Annotated in this window: 17 protein-coding genes; 8 read left to right on the plus strand and 9 right to left on the minus strand. The window is 73.7% G+C overall.

Annotated features, from left to right (window positions below; all coding sequences use genetic code 11):
• Positions 1–38: 38 nt before the first annotated feature.
• Positions 39–2942, minus strand: a complete 2904-nt coding sequence (locus K7B10_RS13650; protein WP_372481407.1) for a putative bifunctional diguanylate cyclase/phosphodiesterase — start codon at positions 2940–2942, stop codon at positions 39–41.
• A 282-nt stretch (positions 2943–3224) separates the two neighbouring features.
• Positions 3225–4172 carry a 2-hydroxyacid dehydrogenase gene (locus tag K7B10_RS13655; protein WP_229336336.1) on the minus strand — a complete coding sequence of 316 codons (948 nt, stop codon included), beginning with the start codon at positions 4170–4172 and terminating at the stop codon, positions 3225–3227.
• Positions 4173–4251: 79 nt separating this feature from the next.
• Here K7B10_RS13655 and K7B10_RS13660 point away from each other — a divergent pair, with 79 nt between their 5' ends.
• The 3 genes from K7B10_RS13660 (at position 4252) to K7B10_RS13670 (ending at position 6907) form a co-directional block, all read left to right on the plus strand.
• The gene (locus tag K7B10_RS13660; RefSeq protein WP_229336337.1) at positions 4252–5259 is read left to right on the plus strand and encodes an aldo/keto reductase; all 1008 of its coding nucleotides are present in this window, start codon (positions 4252–4254) and stop codon (positions 5257–5259) included.
• Between the two features lie 205 nt (positions 5260–5464).
• Complete coding sequence (locus tag K7B10_RS13665; protein WP_229336338.1) at positions 5465–6688, plus strand: PQQ-dependent sugar dehydrogenase; 1224 nt, start codon at positions 5465–5467, stop codon at positions 6686–6688.
• 42 nt (positions 6689–6730) lie between these two features.
• The gene (locus K7B10_RS13670) at positions 6731–6907 is read left to right on the plus strand and encodes a DUF6191 domain-containing protein (RefSeq protein ID WP_229336339.1); all 177 of its coding nucleotides are present in this window, start codon (positions 6731–6733) and stop codon (positions 6905–6907) included.
• Here K7B10_RS13670 and K7B10_RS13675 read toward each other — a convergent pair.
• The 6 genes from K7B10_RS13675 to K7B10_RS13695 all read right to left on the minus strand — a co-directional run bounded on the left by K7B10_RS13675 (position 6873) and on the right by K7B10_RS13695 (position 14201).
• On the minus strand, positions 6873–9974 hold the full coding sequence (locus K7B10_RS13675) for a helix-turn-helix transcriptional regulator (RefSeq protein ID WP_229336340.1): 3102 nt from the start codon (positions 9972–9974) through the stop codon (positions 6873–6875). The two genes, K7B10_RS13670 and K7B10_RS13675, sit on opposite strands and share 35 nt — an antisense overlap.
• Positions 9975–10006: 32 nt before the next feature.
• Positions 10007–10174, minus strand: coding sequence for a hypothetical protein (locus K7B10_RS13680; RefSeq protein ID WP_229336341.1), 168 nt, complete (start codon positions 10172–10174; stop codon positions 10007–10009).
• Between the two features lie 210 nt (positions 10175–10384).
• Entirely contained in the window at positions 10385–10972 is a 588-nt protein-coding gene (locus K7B10_RS13685; RefSeq protein WP_229336342.1) for a hypothetical protein, read from the minus strand.
• Between the two features lie 190 nt (positions 10973–11162).
• Positions 11163–11285 carry a hypothetical protein gene (locus K7B10_RS40825; RefSeq protein ID WP_267501388.1) on the minus strand — a complete coding sequence of 41 codons (123 nt, stop codon included), beginning with the start codon at positions 11283–11285 and terminating at the stop codon, positions 11163–11165.
• A gap of 39 nt (positions 11286–11324) precedes the next feature.
• Positions 11325–13574, minus strand: a complete 2250-nt coding sequence (locus tag K7B10_RS13690; RefSeq protein ID WP_229336343.1) for an MMPL family transporter — start codon at positions 13572–13574, stop codon at positions 11325–11327.
• Positions 13575–13799: 225 nt separating this feature from the next.
• Entirely contained in the window at positions 13800–14201 is a 402-nt protein-coding gene (locus K7B10_RS13695) for a cupin domain-containing protein (protein WP_229336344.1), read from the minus strand.
• Between the two features lie 60 nt (positions 14202–14261).
• Between K7B10_RS13695 and K7B10_RS13700 the strand changes: the two genes are divergently transcribed.
• Positions 14262–15065: a GNAT family N-acetyltransferase gene (locus K7B10_RS13700; RefSeq protein WP_229344997.1), complete on the plus strand. Its 804-nt coding sequence runs from the start codon at positions 14262–14264 to the stop codon at positions 15063–15065.
• A gap of 33 nt (positions 15066–15098) precedes the next feature.
• On the plus strand, positions 15099–15599 hold the full coding sequence (locus tag K7B10_RS13705) for a DinB family protein (RefSeq protein ID WP_229336345.1): 501 nt from the start codon (positions 15099–15101) through the stop codon (positions 15597–15599).
• A 53-nt stretch (positions 15600–15652) separates the two neighbouring features.
• Here K7B10_RS13705 and K7B10_RS13710 read toward each other — a convergent pair whose 3' ends face one another.
• Positions 15653–16387, minus strand: coding sequence for a siderophore-interacting protein (locus K7B10_RS13710; protein WP_229336346.1), 735 nt, complete (start codon positions 16385–16387; stop codon positions 15653–15655).
• A gap of 69 nt (positions 16388–16456) precedes the next feature.
• Between K7B10_RS13710 and K7B10_RS13715 the strand changes: the two genes are divergently transcribed.
• The 3 genes from K7B10_RS13715 (at position 16457) to K7B10_RS13725 (ending at position 21142) form a co-directional block, all read left to right on the plus strand.
• Positions 16457–18601: a penicillin acylase family protein gene (locus K7B10_RS13715; protein WP_229336347.1), complete on the plus strand. Its 2145-nt coding sequence runs from the start codon at positions 16457–16459 to the stop codon at positions 18599–18601.
• Positions 18598–19212 carry a GNAT family N-acetyltransferase gene (locus tag K7B10_RS13720; protein ID WP_229336348.1) on the plus strand — a complete coding sequence of 205 codons (615 nt, stop codon included), beginning with the start codon at positions 18598–18600 and terminating at the stop codon, positions 19210–19212. The genes K7B10_RS13715 and K7B10_RS13720 overlap by 4 nt, the downstream gene beginning before the upstream one ends.
• A 73-nt stretch (positions 19213–19285) precedes the next feature.
• Complete coding sequence (locus K7B10_RS13725) at positions 19286–21142, plus strand: protein kinase domain-containing protein (RefSeq protein WP_229336349.1); 1857 nt, start codon at positions 19286–19288, stop codon at positions 21140–21142.
• Positions 21143–21203 lie beyond the last annotated feature (61 nt).

Here is a 21203-nt window from a genome sequence, read left to right on the forward strand (position 1 = left end):
CGCATGGCACTGACCCTCCCTCCGGCGGGAGGGGGATGTCAAGCGGGTGGGACGGGCGTCTCATTATGTGAGCCTCTGCGGATGGCCATCGAGCCCCCGGACGAACCACCGGCCAAGGCAGGCTGGACCGCCCCGCCCGGTACTGGGAACGTACCGCGCACGAGCGCGCGGCGCAGCCTGTACTCGTCGAGTGGGCCGGAAAAAGCCACTCCCTGGCCGTGTGTGCACCCCATTGCGCGCAGTGCCATGACCTGCTCCGGCAGGTCGACGCCGTCGGCGACCGACTGCATGCCCAAATCATTTGCAATGCGCAACAAACCAGCGGTGATCTTGTGGAGGCGGGCGGACTCGACCACGCCCTCGACCAGGCCCCGGTCCACCTTGAGGACGTCCACGGGGAGTCTGCGCAGGGCGCTGATGGCCGCGTAGCCGCTGCCGAAGCCGTCGAGGGAGATCAGGACCCCGAGGCGGCGCAGGGCCGCCAGACGCCGCTCCAGCTCGTCGAAGGGCACTCTGGGGTCGGACACGGTCAGTTCGATCACCAGGGCCCCGGACGGCAGCCCGTGCCGGGTCAGCAGGGCCTCCACGGAGCCGAGCGGCGCGGCCCGGTCCAGCAGTCGCTGGGCGCTCATCCGTACGGCCACCGGCACGTCGTGCCCGATACGGTGCCGCTCGGCGGCCTGCGCCACGGCCTCCTCCAGCAGCCAGTGGCCCAGCTCGGCGGCCCGGGTGGGCGTGCCCGCGGGCAGACCGGAGCGGCCGTCGGACGCCGCGGCCGCGCCCTCGCTGTACTCGGCCACCCGGAGGAATTCCGCCGGGGTGAACAGGATCCCCTGGGCGGAGCGCCAGCGGGCCTGCGCCGCCACGGCCGTCACCTCCCCGGTCGCCAGCGAGACCACGGGCTGGTGCAGCAGGGAGAACTCCCCGTCGTGGAGCGCGGTGCGCAGCCGCCCCGCGAGCTCCGCCTTCCGTACGACCTCGGCCTGCATCTGGGGCGCGTACAGCTCGACCCTGTCCTTGCCGCCCGCCTTGGCGCGGTACATCGCGAGGTCCGCGTTGCGCATGAGGTCCGAAGGGGTGATGCCGGGGTCGGCGAAGGCCACGCCGATGCTGGCGGCCACCCGGACTTCGCTGCCGGCGATCCGGTACGGCTGGGACAGGGTGGTGCGCAGCCGGTCCGCGATCTCCTGCACCTGGTGTTCGCGGGCGCTGCGCTCGCGGGCGCCGTCGCCCAGGATCAGCGCCGCGAACTCGTCGCCGCCGAGCCGGGCCGCGGTGTCCCCGGCGCGCACCGAGTCCTGGAGCCGGCGCGCGGCCTCGATCAGCAGCTCGTCGCCGGCCTGGTGGCCGATGGTGTCGTTGACCGCTTTGAACCCGTCGAGGTCGATGAAGAGCACGGCGGTGCTGTGGTCCCCCGCCCGCCGCCCGGTCAGGGCCTGGCGGACCCGGCGGGTGAACAGGGCCCGGTTGGGCAGGTCGGTCAGCGGATCGTGCTCGGCGCTGTGCTGGAGCTGCGCCTGGAGGCGGACCCGTTCGGTCACGTCGCGGCTGTTGAGGATGAGGCCGCCCTGGTGGCGGTTGACCGTGGACTCCACATTGAGCCATTCGCCGCTGCCGGACTTGAAGCGGCATTCGATGCGGGTGGTGGGCTCCTCGGAGGGCGGCGCGGCGAGGAAGCGGCGCACCTCGTGGACCACCCGGCCCAGGTCGTGCGGGTGGATGAGGGTGGCCAGCTCGGAGCCGACCAGCTCCTCGGCCTCGCGCCCGTAGACCCCGGCCGCCGCGGGACTGACGTACCGCAGGGTCCCGGTGGGGGCGGCGATCATGATGACGTCGCTGGAGCCCTGGACCAGGGAGCGGAAGTGGTTCTCCTTCTGGGCCAGTTCCTGCGTCAGCGCGATGTTGTCGATGAGCATGATGCCCTGCCGGATGACGAGGGCGAGGACCACCGTGCAGCCGGTGAAGACGACCACGCGGTCGACCTTCCGGCCGTCCACCACGTTGTACAGGATGCCCAGGGTGCAGACGGCGGCCGCGAGGTACGGAGTGAGGGCGGGCAGCGATCCGGTGATGGGGCGGCTGACCGGCCGGTCGCCGCGCGGCGGCCCCGGCATGCCCGGGCCCGGATGGGTGCGCCGGGCCCCCCAGGGCGCGTACGCGAGCAGCAGCGAGCCGGCGAACCAGCCGGCGTCGAGCAGCTGCCCGGACTGGTATTCGGCGCTCAGCAGCGGCGAGGTGAACAGGGCGTCGCTGAGCACGGTCAGGGCCAGGGCCGCGATGGCGGTGTTGACGGCCGAGCGGTTGGCCTCGGAGCGCCGGAAGTGCAGGACCAGGACCATGGAGACGAGCGCGATGTCCAGCAGCGGATAGGCGAGCGAGAGGGCGGCGCGCGGGACGCTTCCGGGGGCTCCGGACTGGGCGGTCCGCGCCGCGTGCGCGAGGGCCAGGCTCCAGGACAGGGTGAGCAGGGAGCCGCCGATGAGCCAGGAGTCGAGTCCGAGGCAGACCCAGCCGGCGCGGGTGACCGGGCGTTTGGCGAGGACGAGCAGGCCCACGATGGCGGGCGGGGCGAAGCAGAGGAACGCGAAGTCGGCCAGCGAGGGCTTCGGCACGGGCACGCCGAGGACCACCTCGTACCAGCCCCAGACGCCGTTTCCGCAGGCTCCCATGAGGGAGGAGAACGCGAAGAGCAGCCAGGCCGGACGCTCACGGCTGTCGATCGTCCGCGCGTACGCGTAGCAGGAGACGGCGGCGAGTAACGCGGCGGCACTGAGCCCGAAGTCGCCCATGATCTCTGCGAGTTCCTCGGAGCCCCAGCCGAGGGCGGCGCCGACGGCGTACCCGCCGCTGACCACGGCGAGGAGCAGCTGCATCGCCAGGCTCCTGCCCCCGCCGCCCGAGGCTGGCGGCCTGGCCAGCAGCGCCGCCCCCGGGGCGCTCACCGGTCCCCCTCGTCGGCCGGTTCCGGCGCAGCCCAGTCCTTGCAGCGTCGCCTTCGGCGGCTGTGCCGCATCGGATCCTTCGCCCATTGGCCGTGCATCGCCCGTCGCCCCCCAAAGTGTCCGATCACTCCCCAGCGCCAGACGAATGCGCTGCAGCCCCTTGTTCCGGACGATACACCACTTTCGTCACTCAGGGACATAGAACATCTACTCTCCGTTACCACGCGGGGAGTTGTTGCCACTGTGCGCGTCCGGACGGATGCGGAGCGTGCGCACTGCGCGTCAACCGGTGATGAGGACCGTGTTCTCCACGGGCTCCCCGGCGGCGAACCGCTGGAGCTGGCGGGCCACCAGGCGCCTGGCCCGCGGCGCGAACGCCGTGCTGCTGCCGCCCACGTGAGGCGTGATCAGGACGTTCGGAGCATGCCAGAGCGGATGGCCGGCGGGCAGCGGTTCCGGGTCGGTGACGTCGAGCGCCGCGCGCAGCCGGCCCGACTCCAGCTCCGCCAGCAGCGCCCCGGTGTCGGCGACGGGGCCGCGCGCCACGTTCACGAGCAGGGCGCCGTCCTTCATCCGGGCGAGGAAAGCGGCGTCGGCCAGGCCCCTCGTCCCGTCGGTCAGCGGGGTGGAGAGGATCACCACGTCGGCCTCGGGGAGCAGCCGGGGCAGTTCGGCGTGCGCGTGCACGGGGCCGCGCGCGGTGGTGCGCGCCGAGCGTGCGACCCGCGCGACCCGCGCGCACTCGAAGGGGGCGAGCCGGTCCTCGATGGCCGCGCCGATCGACCCGTACCCGACGATCAGTACGGACTTGTCGGCGAGGGCGTCGTAGAAGCCGGAGCGCCACTCCTCGCGGTCCTGTCCGCGCACCATCCCCGGGATCCCGCGCAACGAGGCGAGGGTGAGGGTGAGGGCCAGCTCGGCGGTGCTCGCCTCGTGGACGCCCCGCGCGTTGCACAGCCGTACGCCGGGCCGCAGCAGGTCGAGGCCGCCCAGGACGTGGTCGATGCCCGCGGTCAGCGTCTGCACGACTTCGAGGTCCGGCATGGCGGCCAGCGGGCGCAGGGTGACATCGGAGGACTTCATGTAGGGCGTGACGTAGAAGACGCAGGCGGCCGGATCGGCCGGGTAGTCGTCCTCACCGTCCCACCGGCGGTAGGTGAAAGCGTCGGGGAGGCCCTCGACCTCCTCGGCGGGGAACGGCAGCCAGACGTCCGCTGTCTTTGCATCCATGACCAGGAGGCTATGCCAAGGCCAATGGATCCTGATCAAGCCGTTAGTTTGTTTGCCGGACCGGGAGGGGGACCAACGGGTGGAGCGCAGGTCGATCGGGGCGGGGGCGCTGACGGTGGGCGCCATCGGGCTCGGGTGCATGCCGATGAGCTGGGCGTACGCGCCCTCGCGTCGCCGCGGGGCGGAGTCGCTGGCCACGGTGCACACGGCGCTGGACCTCGGTGCGAACCTGCTGGACACGGCCGACATGTACGGGCCCTTCACCAACGAGCTGCTGCTCGGGCGGGTGCTGCGGGAGCGGCGGGCGGAGGCGTTCGTGTCCGCCAAGGTGGGGCTGCGGGCGGGCGAGCAGCACGTGGTGGCGGACGGGCGGCCCGGATACATGCGGCGGGCCTGCGACGCCTCGCTGCGGCGGCTGCGGACGGACGTCATCGACCTCTACCAGCTGCACCGGGTGGATCCGGACGTTCCGGTGGAGGAGACCTGGGGGGCGATGGCGGAGCTGGTGGGCGCCGGGAAGGTCCGCTCGCTCGGGTTCTGCGCGCTGGGAGCGGGCGCCGGGCCGGGGGCGGGGCGGCGCGGGGACCGGGCGTACGAGGTGACCTTGGGCTACCTGGAGCGGATCCAGCAGGTGTTCCCGGTGAGCGCGGTGCAGGCGGAGCTGTCGGTGTGGTCCCCGGAGGCGGCGCGATGGCTGCTGCCGTGGTGCGCGGCGCGCGGGGTGGGGTTCCTGGCGGCGATGCCGCTGGGCAGCGGGTTCCTGACCGGGACGCTCCGGCCGGGCGAGGGCTTCGAATGGGAGGACGTGCGGGCCCGGCACCCGCGGTTCACGGCGGAGTCGATGGCGGCGAACCAGGTGCTGGTGGCGGGGCTTCGGCGGGTTGCCCGGCGGCTCGGGCCGCAGGTGACGGCGGCGCAGGTGGCGCTGGCGTGGGTGCTGGCGCAGGGGCCGCACGTGGTTCCGGTCCCGGGTGCCGACCGGGCGCACTGGGCGGCGGAGAACGCGGGGGCGGCGGAGCTGCGGCTCGCGGCCGGTGACCTGGCCGAGATCGCGGCGCTGCCGGCGGCGGTGGGAGCCTGGGACTGAGCCCCGGCACGAGCGGGGCCGGGGGCCCGGGACGGGCCTGGGACGGGCCCGGGGCGGGCCCGGGGCGGCTCCGGGACCGGGCCCGGTGGGTCCGGGCCGGTCCGGGACAACCACTCGATCGGGTGTACGAGGGCCGGAACTTCGGGAAGTGCCGCGGCTGTTGATACGGGTGAGGGGCGATCGCCGACCGGAGGGGAGCAGGACGATGGGATACGGACAGGGGCACGAGAGGTACGAGGGCCCGCGCACCCGGACCCGTGGAGTGCTGGCGGCATTCGCCCTGGCGGGATGCGGGGCGCTGCTCGCGGCGGGCTGCGCGCCGGCGGGCTCCCCCGCCGCCAGGCCGGGCACGTCACCACCCGGCGCGGCGCCCGCCGCGTCGGGGTCCGGGCCCGCGGGATCCCCGTCCGGGTCCCGGGAGGCCGCGCCGCCGGCCAAGGGCTCGGTGACGGTGTCGGGCGAGGTCGCCAAGGGTCTGGAGTCCCCCTGGGGCGTGGCCCCGCTGCCGGGCGGGGACCTGCTGGTCGCCTCGCGGGACAAGGGGACGATCAGCCGGGTCGCGGCGGCCACCGGCACGGTGACGCAGATCGGCGAGGTGCCGGGCGTGGCCCCGGGCGGCGAGGGCGGGCTGCTGGGGCTCGCGCTGTCGCCCTCGTACGCCTCGGACCGGATGGTGTACGCCTACTTCACGACGGAGTCCGACAACCGCATCGCCCGGATGCGGTACGACGAGCAGCGGGACCCGGGCCAGCAACTGGGCGCCCCGGACACGGTGTTCCGGGGCATCCCCAAGGGCCTGATCCACAACGGGGGCCGGATCGCCTTCGGCCCGGACAAGATGCTCTACGCGGGGACGGGCGAGACGGGCGACACGGGGCTCGCGCAGGACAGGAAGTCGCTGGGCGGCAAGATCCTGCGGATGACCCCGGACGGGCAGCCGGTGCACGGGAATCCCGAGGCCGACTCGGTCGTCTACTCCTACGGGCACCGCAATGTGCAGGGTCTGGCCTGGGACAAGGACAAACGGCTGTGGGCGGCCGAGTTCGGGCAGAACACCTGGGACGAGCTGAACCTGATCGAGCCCGGGGCGAACTACGGCTGGCCGGAGGCCGAGGGGAAGGCCGGCAAGCCGGGTCTGCGCGATCCGGTGGCCGTGTGGAAGACGGACGAGGCCTCACCGAGCGGGATCGCCTGGGCGCAGGGCTCGGTGTGGATGGCGGGGCTGAAGGGCGAGCGGCTGTGGCGGATCCCGCTGGCCGGGGCTGATCCGGTCGCCGAGCCGGAGGCCTTCCTGACGGGGAAGTACGGCCGGCTGCGCACGGTGATCGCCCTCGGCGGGGACAGATTGCTGCTGGTCACGAGCGAGACGGACGGGCGCGGGTCGCCGGAGGCGGGCGACGACAGGATCCTGACACTGACGGTGCGGTGACCGACGGGGCCCCGGCGGGGGGCGAAAGGCACGGTGGACGCGGTGTTCAACATGATCGAGGAGCTCTTCAACCCGGGACGCAAGCACACGGACGAGGAGAAGAAGCGGCTGGAGCTGTCCCGGACCGACGTGAACGACGGCGATCCGGGACGGGGCCCGATAGACCTGGACTCCGGCACGGTCCTCATACGCCCGGCGGAGAGGTCCCCGCGGGAGTGAGGGGCGCGAACAGCCGCAGCCGGTGGGCCAGGGCGGCGGCCTCGCCGCGGCCGGCGACGCCCAGCTTGGCCAAGATGTTCGAGACGTGCACGCTGGCCGTCTTCGGGGAGATGAACAGCTCCTCGGCGATCTGACGGTTGCTGTTGCCCGCCGCGACCAGGCGCAGGACGTCCCGTTCGCGGCTGGTCAGGCCCAGGGCCTCGACGGGGTCGGGGGCCGGTGCGGGCAGGGCCGGGGGGGTGTCGGTCCCGGTGAGCGGGAGCCGGGCGCGCTGGGCGAGCAGGGCCAGGTCCTCGCGGAGCCTGCGGGAGCCGAGCCGTTCCGCGGTGGCGTAGGCCTCTCGGAGCAGGGCCGTGACGGGCTCGCGGTCGGCGCCGGAGGCCAGCAGGGCCTCGGCGAGCCGGTGGCGGGCGCGGGCCAGCAGGTACGGACGCTCCAGCGAGCGGATGGCCCGCTCGACGCCGGCCCAGTCGGCGGCGGTGTCCCGGTCCTCGGCGCGCAGCAGCTCCGCCCGGAGGAACTCGGCGTGGGCGGCCCATACGGGCACGGGGGTGGCCAGGGTGCGGGCGGCTTCGCGGAGCACGTCCAGGGCGGCTTCGCGGCCGGCGTCGGCGACCGGGAGTCCCCGGGCGTCCGCCTCGGCGGAGGCGGCGGCGAGCAGCAGCGGCCACGCGTAGCGGTGGTGGCCCAGCGGGAAGCCGTAGGCGACCGCGTCGGTGATCTCCGCGCGGACGTCGGCGATCCGGCCCTCGCCGGCGGCGATGCCGACGGCGAGGCGGTAGAGCGGTATGCGGTGCTGGGGCTGGCTGTCGTGGGTGCCGAAGTGGGCGTGGGCGGCGTTGAGCCGGCCGGTCGCCTCGGTCAGTTCGCCGCGCGCCAGGGCCAGGTAGGACAGCCGGGCGGAGGCGGAGCCGCGCGGGGCGGCGCTCTGGCCGACGCTGAGACCGCGCTGGGCGGCTTCGGCGGCCTCGTCCCAGCGGCCGAGGCTGTACAGGCTCTCCGCCATGTTCCCGCTGAGCCAGGCCTCGGTGTCCAGCAGCCGTGACTTCTTGACGAGTTCGACCCCTTGTTCGGCCAGTTCCACGGCTTCGCGGGACCGGCCCATGCTTTCCAGCTGAGAGGTGAGGTTGATATGTGCGCGTCCCGCCAGCATGACGAGCCCGAGTTCGGCGGCCCGCTCCCGGACCACGAGCATCTCGGCGAGTCCGCGCTCGAGGTCGCCGGAGTCGGTGAGCAGCGAGCCCACCGTGATCCGGGCGTTGAGCTCGATCTCCTCCGCCCCGAGCATGCGGGCGTAGGCCGCGGCGCGTTCCGCGGCTTCCAGGTTGCCGGGGCCGGGGTTGTGGAGCATGCCCCAGCCCGCGGCCCGGACCAGGACCTCGGCGTGCACCTGGGACGGGGGCAGCCCCTTGACGAGCTCCTGGGCCTTGGCGAGTTCCTCCCAGCCGTCGCCGCGGGCGAGGCTGGAGACGAGCCGGGAGCGCTCGGTCCAGAACCAGGCGGCGCGCAGCGGGTCCTGCTCTTCCTCCAGCAGCCGCAGCGCCGTCTTGGTGAGCTTGAGGGCGCGTTCGCGTTCACCGCCGAAGCGGGCGGCGACGGTGGCCTCGGCCAGCAGGTCGAGCCGCTTCAGCGGGGTGGTGGCCGGATCGCAGCCGCACGGAGGGTACACATCGGTGTAGTCCACCGGGCGCAGCGCCTCGCGAACCTCCTCCGGCGCGCTCTCCCACAGGTCCAGCGCCCTCTCCAGCAGGTTCAGCTGCTCGGAGTAGGCGTGCCGGCGGCGGGCGGCGACCGAGGCGGCGAGGACGGCCGGCAGCGCCTTGGCCGCGTCGTTGGCGCAGTACCAGTAGCTGGCCAGCCGGATGACCCGCTCCTCGGCCCGGATCAGCCAGTCGTCGGCTTCCATCGCCTCGGCGTAGCGGCGGTTGACGCGGGCGCGCTCGCCGGGCAGCAGGTCGTCGCTGACGGCCTCGCGGACCAGCGAGTGGCGGAAGCGGTAGCCGTCCCCGTCGGGGGTGGCGAGGAGGATGTTGGCGCCGACGGCGGCCCGCAGGGCCTCGATCAGCTCGTCCTCGGACAGTCCGGCGACGGCGCGCAGGAGCGGGTACTCCACGGTGGAGCCGCCCTCGGCGACCATGCGCACCACCCGCTGGGAGGCCTCCGGCAGCACCTCGACGCGGACGAGCAGCAGATCGCGCAGGGACTCGGTGAGTCCCGCCCGGCAGCCGCTCCGCTGGCAGGCGGCGAGTTCCTCGACGAAGAACGCGTTGCCGTCGGAGCGGTCGAAGACGGAGTCGACGAAGGCCTCGTCGGGCTGCGAGGCGAGGATGCCGGCGAGCTGGCGGCGCACCTCGGCCCGGTTGAAGCGGGGCAGCTCGATGCGCTGGACGGTACGGAGCCGGTCGAGTTCGGCGAGCAGCGGGCGCAGCGGGTGGCGGCGGTGGACGTCGTCGGCCCGGTAGGTGGCCACGACGACGAGCCGGCCGCTCGCGAGGGTGCGGAACAGGTAGGAGAGCAGGTGACGGGTGGAGGTGTCCGCCCAGTGCAGGTCCTCCAGGACGAGGACGACGGTGCGGTCGGCGGCGAGCCGTTCCAGCATCCGGGCCGTCAGTTCGAAGAGCCGGGCGGTGCTCTCCTCGTCGTGCGGTCCGCGGGGGGTGTCGCCGAGTTCGGGAAGGATCCGGGCGAGTTCGTCCTCCTGGCCCGCGGCCGCGGCCGCCAACTCCCCCGGGAGCTGGCGGTGCAGGGTGCGCAGGGCCGTCGAGAACGGGGCGAAGGGAAGGCCCTCCGCCCCGATCTCCACACAACCTCCGACGGCCACCACCGCGCCGCGGCGGGCCGACTCGCAGAGGAACTCCTCGGTGAGGCGGGTCTTTCCGACCCCGGCCTCGCCGCCGACGAGCATCGCCTGTGGCTCCCCGCCCGCCGCGCGGGCCAATGCGTCGGTGAGTACGGCCAGTTCGTCGGCTCGGCCGACGAACACCGGGCTGACAGATCTGGTCTCCACGTCGCCGAGCATCGCACAGGAGTCCTGGACCGCGGCACTGGTCGGGGGTGCGCTTCTCATCACGTGTCAGTCCACGTGGTCCGCGGCGCGGGTCACGCGGCGCGCGTGAAGCGGCTGCGCTGGCTTCTCACCTGCCGTTCGGGTTCCTGGCTGCGCGAGGAGGCGCGGCGCGCCTCCTTGGCCTCCCGGACGAGGCGGTACCGGGCGGCCTGGCGGATGAGGTCGGCGTGGCGGGTGTTGGCGATCTCGTACTCGAACATCTCGTACTCCTCGGTTCGCGTTTCTCGGCACCTCGTTCGGTGTGATCCAAGATTCGCGTCCCAGGGGGTGCCGGCACATCGGGCGCATGCCGCATCTGTACGGGACGGGGGTCCTTAGGCCGCGGCCGAGGAACCCCGGGTCGGACCGGGTGTGCCTAGGAGGGGGTCCTAGGCACGTGGGTGGAGGTCCTCAGTACGTGGGTGGAGGGCCTAGGCGGCGGCCTTCGGAAGGGGGGCCAGGATGTCGAAGTACATGAGGCCGAAGAGCAGTACGCCCAGGGCGCCGAGGGCGACGGCGGCCCAGGAGACGGCGCGGACCCAGGTGGGGAGGGTGCGGCCGGGGGCGCCGAAGGCGGGGCGGGCCAGCACGAAGACGGCGAGCAACAGGGCGAGGGTGGACAGCACGCCGTTGACGAGGGCGGTCATGTGCCAGGCGTCGCCGTACAGGGCCTCGATCTTCGCCTCGGTGGTGGCGGCGTTGACCGACTCGATCTGGCCCACGAGGGTCTGGCGCTCGGCTATGACGCGCGAGACCCAGCTTCCGCTGAGGGCGACGAGTCCGAGCCCGGCCGCGACGACGGCGGAGGCCGCGGCGCCGACACCCTCGGACCGCTGCTCCGTCTCCTCGAGCTCGTCGTGGAGCTCGTCCTCGAGGTCCGCGTCGGCGAGGTCGGCCTCGGGGGCGTCGGCGGCCTCGGCGGCGGGGGCGTCCTTGAGGTCGGCCGTGGCCTCGGTGGCCTGGGGCTCGGCGGTGTCCGCCTCGGGAGCGGTCGGGGCGGCGGTCTTCGTGGTGTCCATGCGGGGCACCGTAGGCGGCTTGTCTGAGAGGTTTCTGAGAAGGGCCCGGCGCCGCCGGGGCGGGTCGGCCGCGGGCCCCGGACCGGGGCCGCGGCGGCCGGTGTCAGACGGTGGGGGCCGGCGGCCACTCGTGGGCGAGGTCCGGCCGGACCGCGGTGCGGGTGGCTCTCGCGCAGGACGCCCTCGCGGGTCATGCCGAGGCGCTCCGCGACGGCGAGGGGCTTCCGTCGGGGGCGGACGCGTGCCACTCGGCGCGGTGCGTGCCGCGCGCCGGAAACAGCCGGGCGTCGTCGGCGAGGTCGATCGGGAACATGCGCGTTCTTTCTTCGGTCCCGTACGGCGGGTTGCCGGATCACCGGGATGCCGTGGCGGGCTCGGCGCCGTCCTCCCTCGCGGTGGGGGCCTCGGCGGGCCGCTGCGCGGGCAGTGTCGCACGCGGGCGGCATTCCGGGGGCTCGATGCTGATCTTGGGCAGGCGGCGGTCCAGCCAGGCGGGGAGCCACCAGTTGGCGCCGCCGAGCAGGTGCATCAGGGCCGGGACCAGCAGGGTCCGCAGGACGAAGGCGTCGAGCGCGACGGCCGCGGCGAGCGCGATGCCGAACATCGCGATGATCCGGTCGCCGCTGAGCACGAAGGCCAGGAAGACGGAGATCATGATGACCGCCGCCGAGTTGATCACCCGGCTCGTCTCGGCGAGGCCGACGCGGACGGCCCGCCGGTTGTCGCCGGTCTCCAGCCACTCCTCGTACATCCGGCTGACCAGGAACACCTGGTAGTCCATGGACAGCCCGAAGAGGACCGACACCATGATCACCGGCAGGAAGGGCTCGATCGGCCCGGCCCTGCCCAGACCCAGCAGCTCACTGCCCCAGCCCCACTGGAAGATCGCGATGACGACGCCGAAGGAGGAGGCGACGGCCGCGACGTTCATGGCGGCCGCCTTGAGCGGGATGCCGAGGGAGCGGAAGGCCAGCAGCAGCAGGACGCAGCCGAGGGCGATCACCACGCCGACGAACAGCGGCAGTTTCCCGACGATCACGTCGGCGAAGTCGTCGTAGCCCGCGGTCACGCCGCCGACGTGGACGGTCATCGAGTTGCCGTGCCCGGCGGCCGGGATGACGTGCTCGCGCAGCGTCGTGACGAGCTCGCTCGTGGCACGGGACTGCGGGGCGGAGTCCGGGATGACGGTCAGGACGGCGGTGTCCCCGCTCCGGTTGAAGACGACCGGGCCGGTGGCCGCGACGCCGTCGGTCCTGCGGAGCGCCTCGGCCAGCTGCCCGACGGCGAGCCGGTCCCCGGCGCCGTCGAGTCGGGAGACGACCGTGAGCGGGCCGTTGACTCCGGGCCCGAACCCGTCGGCGAGCAGGTCGTAGGCCTGCCGGGTGGTGGAGCCCGCCGGGTTGTTGCCCTGGTCGGAGGTGCCCAGGTGGAGCGCGAAGGTGGGCAGCGCCAGGACCGCCATGACCAGCGCGGCGACGCTGCCGAGCAGCTTGGGGTGGCGCTCCACGAAGGCCGACCAGCGGGCGGCGAGCCCGGTGGGCGTCTCGGGTCGCGGGCCCTCGGCGGCGAGCCTGCGGCGCTCGCGCCGCGAGAGGGCGCGCGTCCCGATGTACGAGAGGAGGGCGGGGAGCAGGGTGACCGAGGCGGCGACGGTCAGCACCACCGTGAGGGAGGCGGCGATCGCGACGCCGTTGAGGAAGTTCAGCCGCAGCACCAGCATGCCGAGCAGCGCGATGCAGACGGTGGCTCCGGCGAAGACGACGGCCCGGCCTGTGGTGGCGACGGCCCGCTCGGCGGCCTCCTCGACCGGCAGGCCCCGCATGAGGCCCTTGCGGTGTCGGGTCACGATGAACAGCGCGTAGTCGATGCCCACGCCGAGCCCGACGAGGGTGCCGAGCATCGGGGCGAAGTCGGCGACGGGCATGGCGTGCCCGAGCAGGGTGATGCCGGAATACGCGGTGCCCACGCCGACCAGGGCGGTCGCGATGGGCAGCAGGCTCGCGGCGAGCGAGCCGAAGGCGAGGAAGAGGACGACGGCCGCGACGGCCACGCCGATGACCTCGGCGAGGTGGGCGGTGGGCGCCTCGGTCAGGGCGACGGCCTGGCCGCCGAGCTCCACCTGGAGTCCGCCCGCCTCGGTGGTGGGGTTCTTCGCGGCGGCGACGACGGCCTTGGCCTGCGCCTTGGGCACGGAGTCGGCCGGCCGGTCGAAGGTCACCACGGCATAGGCGGTCCGCCCGTCCGGGCTGATCTGCGCGGCGCTCTCGGGGCCGGCGCCGTACGGGCCGGCGACCGAACCGACGCCGGGGAGCCCGGCGATGGTGTCGAGGGCCTTGGCCATGCGCTGCTCGACGGCGGGAGTACGGACGTTCTGATGCTCCGGGGCCCTCCACACGACCGTGTCGGTGTCGCCGCCCTGGCCGTGGAAGCCCGCGCGCAGGAGGGCGTGGGCGCGGCTGGACTCGGTGCCGGGGACCTCGTAGTCGTTGGAGAACGCCGATCCGGCGGATCCGGCGGCCACCGTCGCGCCGCCGAGGGCGAGCAGCCAGAGGAGGACGGTCACCAGGCGGTGCCGCAGGCACCAGCGTGCGATCACTGCCAACGGACGTGCTCCCTGGTGGTTCGGATCTTTACCGGGGCTGCCCGACGCAAAGACGCTGGAACTCGTGAAGGCCCGGCCGACGGCCCGGGGATCGCCCGGGGTCAGACCGGATATCGGCCGGATACCGGCCAAGATGGACTACACCGCCACGATCCCAGCGTTTGGTGATCGTTGGCCGCTTTCGTGTGCATCGTCACAGGGGCCCGCGACGGTACGGCGCCAAGGTCATCCGCCGGACGGGCCGTTCGACGGGCCGGACGGGCCGTCCGCCCGGTAGCCCGGGACGGAGGGCCACCTGACGGTGAGCACCACCGCGTCCTCCTCGGCGTACCAGGAGTGGTCGACGCCGCGGCCCCAGACCACGTAGTCGCCCTGCTCCGCGAGGACGACGGTCCGGCCCGGGAACTCCAGCCGGAAGCGGCCGCTGATCAGCACCTGGAGCGCGGTGCGCTCCTCACCCCGCACCCACCGGGCCCGCTCCTCGCCCTTCGGGTGGACGCCCCACTTGATCTCCACGTCCTCGCTGTGGCGCGGATCGGCGGGGTCCTTGAAGTGGCCGAGCAGCCAGCCGCGGTCGGCGGCGGCGTCCGGGGTGGCTTTGCCGGTGTAGATGGAGTCGTCGTTCACGGGGTGAGGCTAATGCAGTTGTGCGGGCGTGCGGACGGCTGGTGAGCTGGGCCGATGACGATGGATGCTGACGAACTGGCGGACGTACGGGCCGCATACGACCGGGAGATGCGCCGTGACGCGCTGCCGGACACCGCGGACGCCCGGGTGGAGCGGGCGGGGGCGGTCGTACGGCAGACCGCGGGAGGTACCGGTGCCGGGTGGAACGGCGTGCTCTGGTCGGACCTCGACGAGCGGACGGCGGACGCTGAGATCGCGGCGCAGGTGGCGTACTTCGCGGAGCGCGGGGCCGGCGGGCTCGAGTGGAAGCTGTACGGCCACGACCGCCCGGCGGACCTCGGGGACCGGCTGCGCGCGGCGGGCTTCGTACCGGAACCGGCCGAGACCCTCATGGTGGGGCGGGTGGACGCGCTCGCCGCCCTGCCGGTGGAACCGCCCGAGGGGATCACCCTGCGGGTGGTGACGGACGAGGCGGGCGTCGACCTGATGATGGACGTCCACGCGAAGGCCTTCGGCACGGAGCGCCCCGCGATCCGGCATCTCCTCCTCACCCTGCTGAGGGAAGAGCCGCAGACCCTCGCGGCGGTGGTGGCGATGGCCGGGGAGACCCCGGTGAGCGCGGCCCGCATGGAGATGCGCCCGGGCTCCTCGTTCGCCGGGCTCTGGGGCGGCGGCACCCTGCCGCAGTGGCGGGGCCGGGGCATCTACCGCCTCCTGGTCGCCCACCGGGCCCGCATCGCCGCGGCCCGCGGCATCCGGTACCTCCAGGTCGACGCCTCCCCCGACAGCCGCCCGATCCTGGAGCGCCTGGGCTTCGCGACCCTGGGCACGACCGTCCCGTACATCTGGACCCCGAAGGCGTAGCGGGAGGGGAGGGCTCCGGGGGAAGATCGGGGGATGGAACGTATCGGGCCGCCCCTGACCGGGGACGAGCGGGAGACGCTGCGCGCATTCCTCGACTACCACCGGGCCACCCTCGCCTGGAAGTGCGAGGGGCTCACGGACGAGGAGCTGCGGCGGCCCTCGATGCCGCCGTCCACGCTGTCCCTGCTGGGTCTGGTCCGGCACATGGGCGAGGTGGAGCGGCACTGGTTCCGCCGCACCCTGAACGGCGAGGATCTCCCCCACCTCTGGTCCGACACCCACGACTTCCAGGCCGCCTACGACGCCTCCGGCGCCACGCGCGAGGAGGCGTTCACGGCCTGGGAGGCGGAGGTCGCGCACGCGCGCCGCATCGAGGCGGCCGCCGAGTCCCTCGACGTGACGGCGTACGTGGCCAGTTGGAAGGAGGAGGCCTCGCTGCGCCTCGTCATGCTCCACCTGATCCACGAGTACGCACGCCACAACGGCCACGCCGACTTCCTCCGCCAGGCCGTCGACGGCGCCACCGGAGCCTGAAGGTCCGCCCCGATGGAACCGCCCTGCCCTCCCGCGGCCCGTCCGGGGACCCGTCAGGCCGCCCGCCAGTAGCCCAGGCCGTTCACCCGCTGCTTCGGGAGGGACAGGTCCTTGCGGAGGTAGGCCGTCAGCGTGCGCGTCGTCGCCGTGTCGCAGGCCAGCCAGACGTACGCCGCCTCCGGGTGCGCGACGAGCTCCGGGAGCTCCGTCTTGACCTGCTCCACCAGCGCCGAGCCCGCGCGCTCGACCCGCCTGATCTCGTGCCGGGCCGGGTCCAGCCGCACCGGGAGGTCGGCGTCCGAGGCGTGCTGGGTCTCCAGCCAGATCGTGGCCGGGGTCTGCGGGTAGGCGCCCAGCAGGGAATTGATCGCCGGGACCGAGGCCGGGTCTCCGATCACGAGCAGCCGCTCCGGCGCCGGCACCGGGGCGGTGAAGCCGGTCCCCTGGACGGTGGCCTCGATGGTGTCGCCCGCCTTCGCGGCCCGCGCCCACGCGCTCGCGGGGCCTTCGTGGAGGGCGAACTCCAGGGCGAACGTTCCCGCCTCCGGGTCCGGGTCGACGAGGGTGTACGCCCGCGCGTGCGGCTTGCCCGCGTTGTCGAACCACAGCCGCACCCACATCGTCGGGTGGAGCGATTCACCTGCCGCCGCGAGCAGCCCGCCGTCCGTCACGTACACGCGGCGGTAGTGCTCCGTGACCTCTTCCGTGCCCGTGACCGTGAACGTGAAGTCCTTGCCGCGCAAAAGCCGCAGGACCACGCCTTCCCATCCCTTGCCGACGCCTGCCATGTGCGACCACCCCTCCCCCTCGAACCCCTATAGTTAGGGCAGCCTAACCTAATGCACCGGGGGAAGAGTGTGAGCCTTCTGAACAACGCCGGCACCTTCGAGCTCTACCGGGACGACTGGGGCATCCCCCATCTCCGCGCCGCCGGCCCCGACCGCCTCGCCTACGCCCAGGGCTACGCCACCGCCCTCGACCGCGCCTGGCAGCTGGAGGTCGAGCGCCACCGCGCCCAGGGCTCCAGCGCCGCCTTCCTCGGCCCGGACTCCGTCTCCTGGGACCGGTTCGTCCGCCAGGCCCGGCTCGCCGACACCGCCCGCCGCTGCCACGAGGCCCTCGACCCCGAGACCGCCGCCTGGGTCGGATCGTACGTGGACGGCGTCAACGACGGGCTCGCCCAAGGGGCCACCCGCGACGAGCGGTTCGCGCACACCGGCCACGCCCCGACCCCCTGGGAGCCGTGGGTCCCGCTCGGCATCTGGATCGCCACCCACATCCTCTTCGCCGGGTTCGCCACCAAGCTGTGGCGCGAGCGCGTGGCCCGCGCCCTCGGCGACGAGGCCGTCACCCTCTTCGCCACCGACGGCCCCGGCACCGCCGGCAGCAACGGCTGGCTGGTCCCGGGCGAACGGACCGGCACCGGCTCGGCGCTCATCGCGGGCGACCCGCACCGGTTCATCGAGGACCCGGGCGTGTACCAGCAGATACGGCTCTCCTGCCCCGAGTACGACGTCATCGGCCTGGCCGTCCCCGGCATCCCCGGCCTCGGCCACTTCGGCCACACCGGAAGCGCCGCCTGGGCGATCACCAACGCCATGGCCGACTACCAGGACCTGTACGTCGAGCGGCTGCGCCCCACCGCCGACGGTGCCGGCATCGAGGCCCTCGGCCCCGAGGGCGTCTGGGAGCCCGTCCACCGGCACACCGAGACGATCACCGTCGCCGGCGCCGACCCGGTCGAGGTCGAGGTCCTGGAGACGGCCCGCGGCCCCGTGATCACCCGCGGCGCGGCCGCGGACCCGGAGCAGGGCCAGGAGCAGGAGCAGGAGCAGGGGCAGGAGCAGGACCGGGACAGGGACCTGGACCGGGAGCAGACCCTCTCGCTCCGCTACCCGCCCCGCGTCCGCCGCGACCTCGGCTTCGCCGTCCTCCCCGCCCTGCTGCGCGCCCGTACGGTCGCCGACATCGATCGCGCCCTCGACGGCTGGGCCGAGCCCGTCAACGTCGTCCACGCCGCCGACACCGAGGGCGGGCTGCTGCACCGCGTGGCCGGCGCCGTCCCGCTGCGCGACCCCGCCAACCGGCTGCGCCCGGTGCCCGCCTGGGACCCGCGGTACACCTGGCGGGGCTGGGCCGAGCCCCCCTCCGAGCCCGTGCAGGGCTTCGCCGTCATGGCCAACGCCCGCGGCATCGCCTCGCCGCTCGGCGTGGAGTTCGCGCCCCCGCACCGGGCCAACCGCATCCGCGAGCTGCTCTCCGGCTCGGCGGACTGGTCCCCGAAGGCCATGGCCGACGTGCACCGGGACACCCACCTGGCCTCGGCCGCACCGTTGCTGGCCCTGCTGACCGGACTCGACGGCCTGTCCCCCGCCGCGCAGGCCCTGCGCGCCCGACTGCTCGCCTGGGACCGGCACATGGCCGCCGAGAGCGCCGACGCCACCGTCTTCTCGGCCTTCCGGACCGCGACCGTACGCCGCTTCGCCGCCGATCCCGCCCTCGCCGGGCTGGCGGGGGCGCCGACCGGTCCGGACGTGTTCCACCCCTGGCTGTACCTGGTGCCCCGCGTCGGCTACGCCCTGGAGGGGCTGCTGGGCACCTCCCTCCTGCCCGCCCTGGACCGGGCGGCCCACGTACGCGCCGCCCTCGAGGAGACCGCCGCGGCGGACACCCCCGACACCCCGTGGTCACGGGTGCACCGCCTCACGCCCTGGTCGGCGCTGCCCGACCCGGACGCGCAGTGGCCCGGCCTGGGCGGCGACCACGACTGCGTGAACGCCACCTCCACCGTCCCCGGTTTCACCGACCTCACCGCCCGCGCCTCGGCCGCCCGCTACGTGTGGGACCTGGCCCGCCGCGAGGACAGCCTCTGGGCGGTCCCGCTCGGCGCGGACGGCGTCACCGGATCACCCCACCACCGCGACCAGCTCCCGTACTGGGCTCAGTGCGAACTCGTCCCCGTCGTCACCGACTGGACCCGTCTCACCAAGGAATCCGTATGACCAGCAGCAGCTCGCCCGCCTCCGGCACCGGCACCCGGCAGCCCGTGTACTCCCAGCGCGTCGAGGGGGTCGGCACGGTCACCCTCACCCCCGTCGACCCGGCCGCCGACGCCGCGCTGATCCACTCCTGGGTCACCGAGGAACGGGCCCGCTTCTGGGGCATGCGCGGGGCCAGCCGCGAGCTCGTCCGGGAGATCTACGAGGACGTCGACCGCCGCACGACCCACCACGCGTTCCTCGCGCGCCGCGACGGCGAGCCCGCCGGGCTGTTCCAGACGTACGACTGCGCCGAGGACCGGATCAGCGAGTGCTACGAGGTCCTGCCCGGTGACACGGGCGTGCACCTCCTCGTCGGCCCGGCGCGGGGTGCCTCCGAGCGCGGCTTCAGCGCGGGCCTGATCGGGGCCTTCCTCTCGTACGTCGTCTCGCAGGACACCACCCGCCGGGTGGTCGCGGAGCCCGACGCCCGCAACGAGAAGGCCATCGCCCGTCTGGTGCGCAGCGGCTTCGAGCTCGGCCCGGAGATCGAGCTCCCGGAGATCGACCTGCCCGAGGTCCACCTGCCGGCGAAGAAGGCGCGTCTCGCCTTCTTCCACCCCGGGGCAAACTGACCGTTCCGATTGACCGTGTGATTCCGGTCACGCCAGACTGATGCCCACTCAAAGCATCGGCGCTGGGGGGAAATTGACCAGCCAGAATCTGCACATCGGACCGGACGCGGCAGCCGACCGGTACCGGCTGCTCCGGTCGATCGGGCGCGGCGGGGAGGCCGTGCTCTATCTCGCGGAGATCGAACTCGCGGGTGGCAGCGAACCGGTGGTCGTCAAGGTGCTCGATTCCAAGACGACCATCACACCCGACGAGTTCGACCGGATCAGCCGCAAGTGGAACGAGCAGGCCGAGCTCCTGCGCTTCGTGCACCGTCCGGGCGTCGTCGGCGTCCGGGAGCACTTCGAGGGGCCGCCGATCCACCGGTCGGGAGAGTCCGGGACCCTGACCGGGCGGGCCCTCGTCCTCGTGATGAACCACGTCGACGGGCTCGACCTGCGCGACTGGCGGGCCGAACGGAACCTCGCCACCGCCGCCGAGCGGCGTGAGGTGATGCGGACGCTGGAGCAGCTGGCCGACGTGCTGGACTGGCTGCACTCCGGGAAGGCCACCCCGTCCGGGCGCCAGGTCATCCACGGTGACCTGTCACCGGGCAACGTGATGGTGGACGGCCACGGGCAGGCCACCCTGGTGGACTTCGGGCTCAGCAAGCTGACCGCCGACCACCAGACGGCGGAGGTGTGGTTCACCCCGGGGTACGCGGCACCCGAGGTCTTCGACGGCAAGCGCACCCCGGCGGCGGACCGCTACGCCTTCGGAGCCATCGCCTATTTCCTGCTGAGCGGCGAATCACCGCCCAACTCCCCGGAGCAGCTGGCCCGGGCGATGGCGGCGCTGCCGCAGATCGCAGTGCTGGACCCCGAGCGGCGCGAACGGATCACCGCCGTCTACGCGGGTGATCCGACGCAGCGGCCCGTCAGCCTGGCCGGCTGGATGAAGGACGTACGGCACGCGGTCGTGTCCACGACCTCGTCCACCTCGCAGCGGGCGGTGCAGGACGCGGTCCCGGCGCCGGTCCCGGTCAAGCCCGTGGTCCCTCCGCAGCCCGCGAGCCCTCCGCCGGCCGCGGCGCCGGTCCACGCACCGGCCCAGGAGTCCGCCTACTCCCCGCCCCCGCCGACCCGGGACTCCTGGCCGCAGCCCCAGCCCCAGCCCCAGCCCCAACCACAGCCACAGCCACAGACCCGGCCCGAGCACGTGCCCGCCGGGTACGGGCCGACGTACCCGCTGCACGAATCCCCGCCGCCGGGGCCCTCCGCGCCGAAGAAGCGCCGGGCCGCGATCGTCCTGGGCTCGGTGGCCACCGTCCTGGTCATCGCGGCGCTCGCCGTGCTCGGCGTACGGCTGCTGGACAAGGACAAGGGGGACGACCGGGCCGCGGGCGGCAAGGGCGGCAGCTCCGCCTCCGACGCGGCCGTACCGGAGGAGGAGTCCCCGACGCCCAGCCCCTCACCGAGCGCGAGCGAGAGCGGCAGCGACGACTCCGGGGCGACGCCCGATCCCACCGCCAGCGGGACCCAGCCCGGAGGCGTGGCGGCGGACATCAAGGCCGCCGACCTGACCCAGCTGACGCCCATCGACGGGCTGGGCAACTTCACCGTCGGGGCCGCGAAGATCAACACCAAGCAGTACGGGGCGGCGTTCATCGCGCACCCGGACTGCAACGACGAGGCGATCACGGAGTTCGACCTCAACCGCGAGTGGAAGCACCTGGAGTTCACCGCCGGCATCGACGACGGCTCCACGAACGCGAAGGGCCGGGTCAGCATCTCGCTCGACGGGAAGCCCGCGGCCTTCTCCGAGCTCGTCGAGCTCGGCAAGCCGGCCACGAAGTCGGTGGACGTGACCGACGCCCTGCGGCTGCGCGTCAAGGTGGACATGGGCTGCGACAACGGCACCGTGGTCATCGCCGCCCCGCAGCTCACCCGCTGAGCCGCACCGGGCCGAAACGGCGAGCACGGGACGCACGGGACGCACGGCGGCCCCGCACCGG

It is taken from the genome of Streptomyces flavotricini (genome assembly GCF_020639365.1).
Taxonomy (GTDB): Bacteria; Actinomycetota; Actinomycetes; order Streptomycetales; family Streptomycetaceae; genus Streptomyces; species Streptomyces flavotricini.

Excerpts from the sequence above, each read along its gene's own strand:
- K7B10_RS13710 (WP_229336346.1), bottom strand. The coding sequence starts at position 16,387 with ATGGCAGGCGTCGGCAAGGGATGGGAAGGCGTGGTCCTGCGGCTTTTG.
- K7B10_RS13705 (WP_229336345.1), top strand. The coding sequence starts at position 15,099 with ATGGAACGTATCGGGCCGCCCCTGACCGGGGACGAGCGGGAGACGCTG.
- K7B10_RS13700 (WP_229344997.1), top strand. The coding sequence starts at position 14,262 with ATGGATGCTGACGAACTGGCGGACGTACGGGCCGCATACGACCGGGAG.
- K7B10_RS13665 (WP_229336338.1), top strand. The coding sequence starts at position 5,465 with ATGGGATACGGACAGGGGCACGAGAGGTACGAGGGCCCGCGCACCCGG.
- K7B10_RS40825 (WP_267501388.1), bottom strand. The coding sequence starts at position 11,285 with ATGTTCCCGATCGACCTCGCCGACGACGCCCGGCTGTTTCCGGCGCGC.
- K7B10_RS13720 (WP_229336348.1), top strand. The coding sequence starts at position 18,598 with ATGACCAGCAGCAGCTCGCCCGCCTCCGGCACCGGCACCCGGCAGCCC.
- K7B10_RS13675 (WP_229336340.1), bottom strand. The coding sequence starts at position 9,974 with ATGAGAAGCGCACCCCCGACCAGTGCCGCGGTCCAGGACTCCTGTGCG.
- K7B10_RS13680 (WP_229336341.1), bottom strand. The coding sequence starts at position 10,174 with ATGTTCGAGTACGAGATCGCCAACACCCGCCACGCCGACCTCATCCGC.
- K7B10_RS13655 (WP_229336336.1), bottom strand. The coding sequence starts at position 4,172 with ATGGATGCAAAGACAGCGGACGTCTGGCTGCCGTTCCCCGCCGAGGAG.
- K7B10_RS13685 (WP_229336342.1), bottom strand. The coding sequence starts at position 10,972 with ATGGACACCACGAAGACCGCCGCCCCGACCGCTCCCGAGGCGGACACC.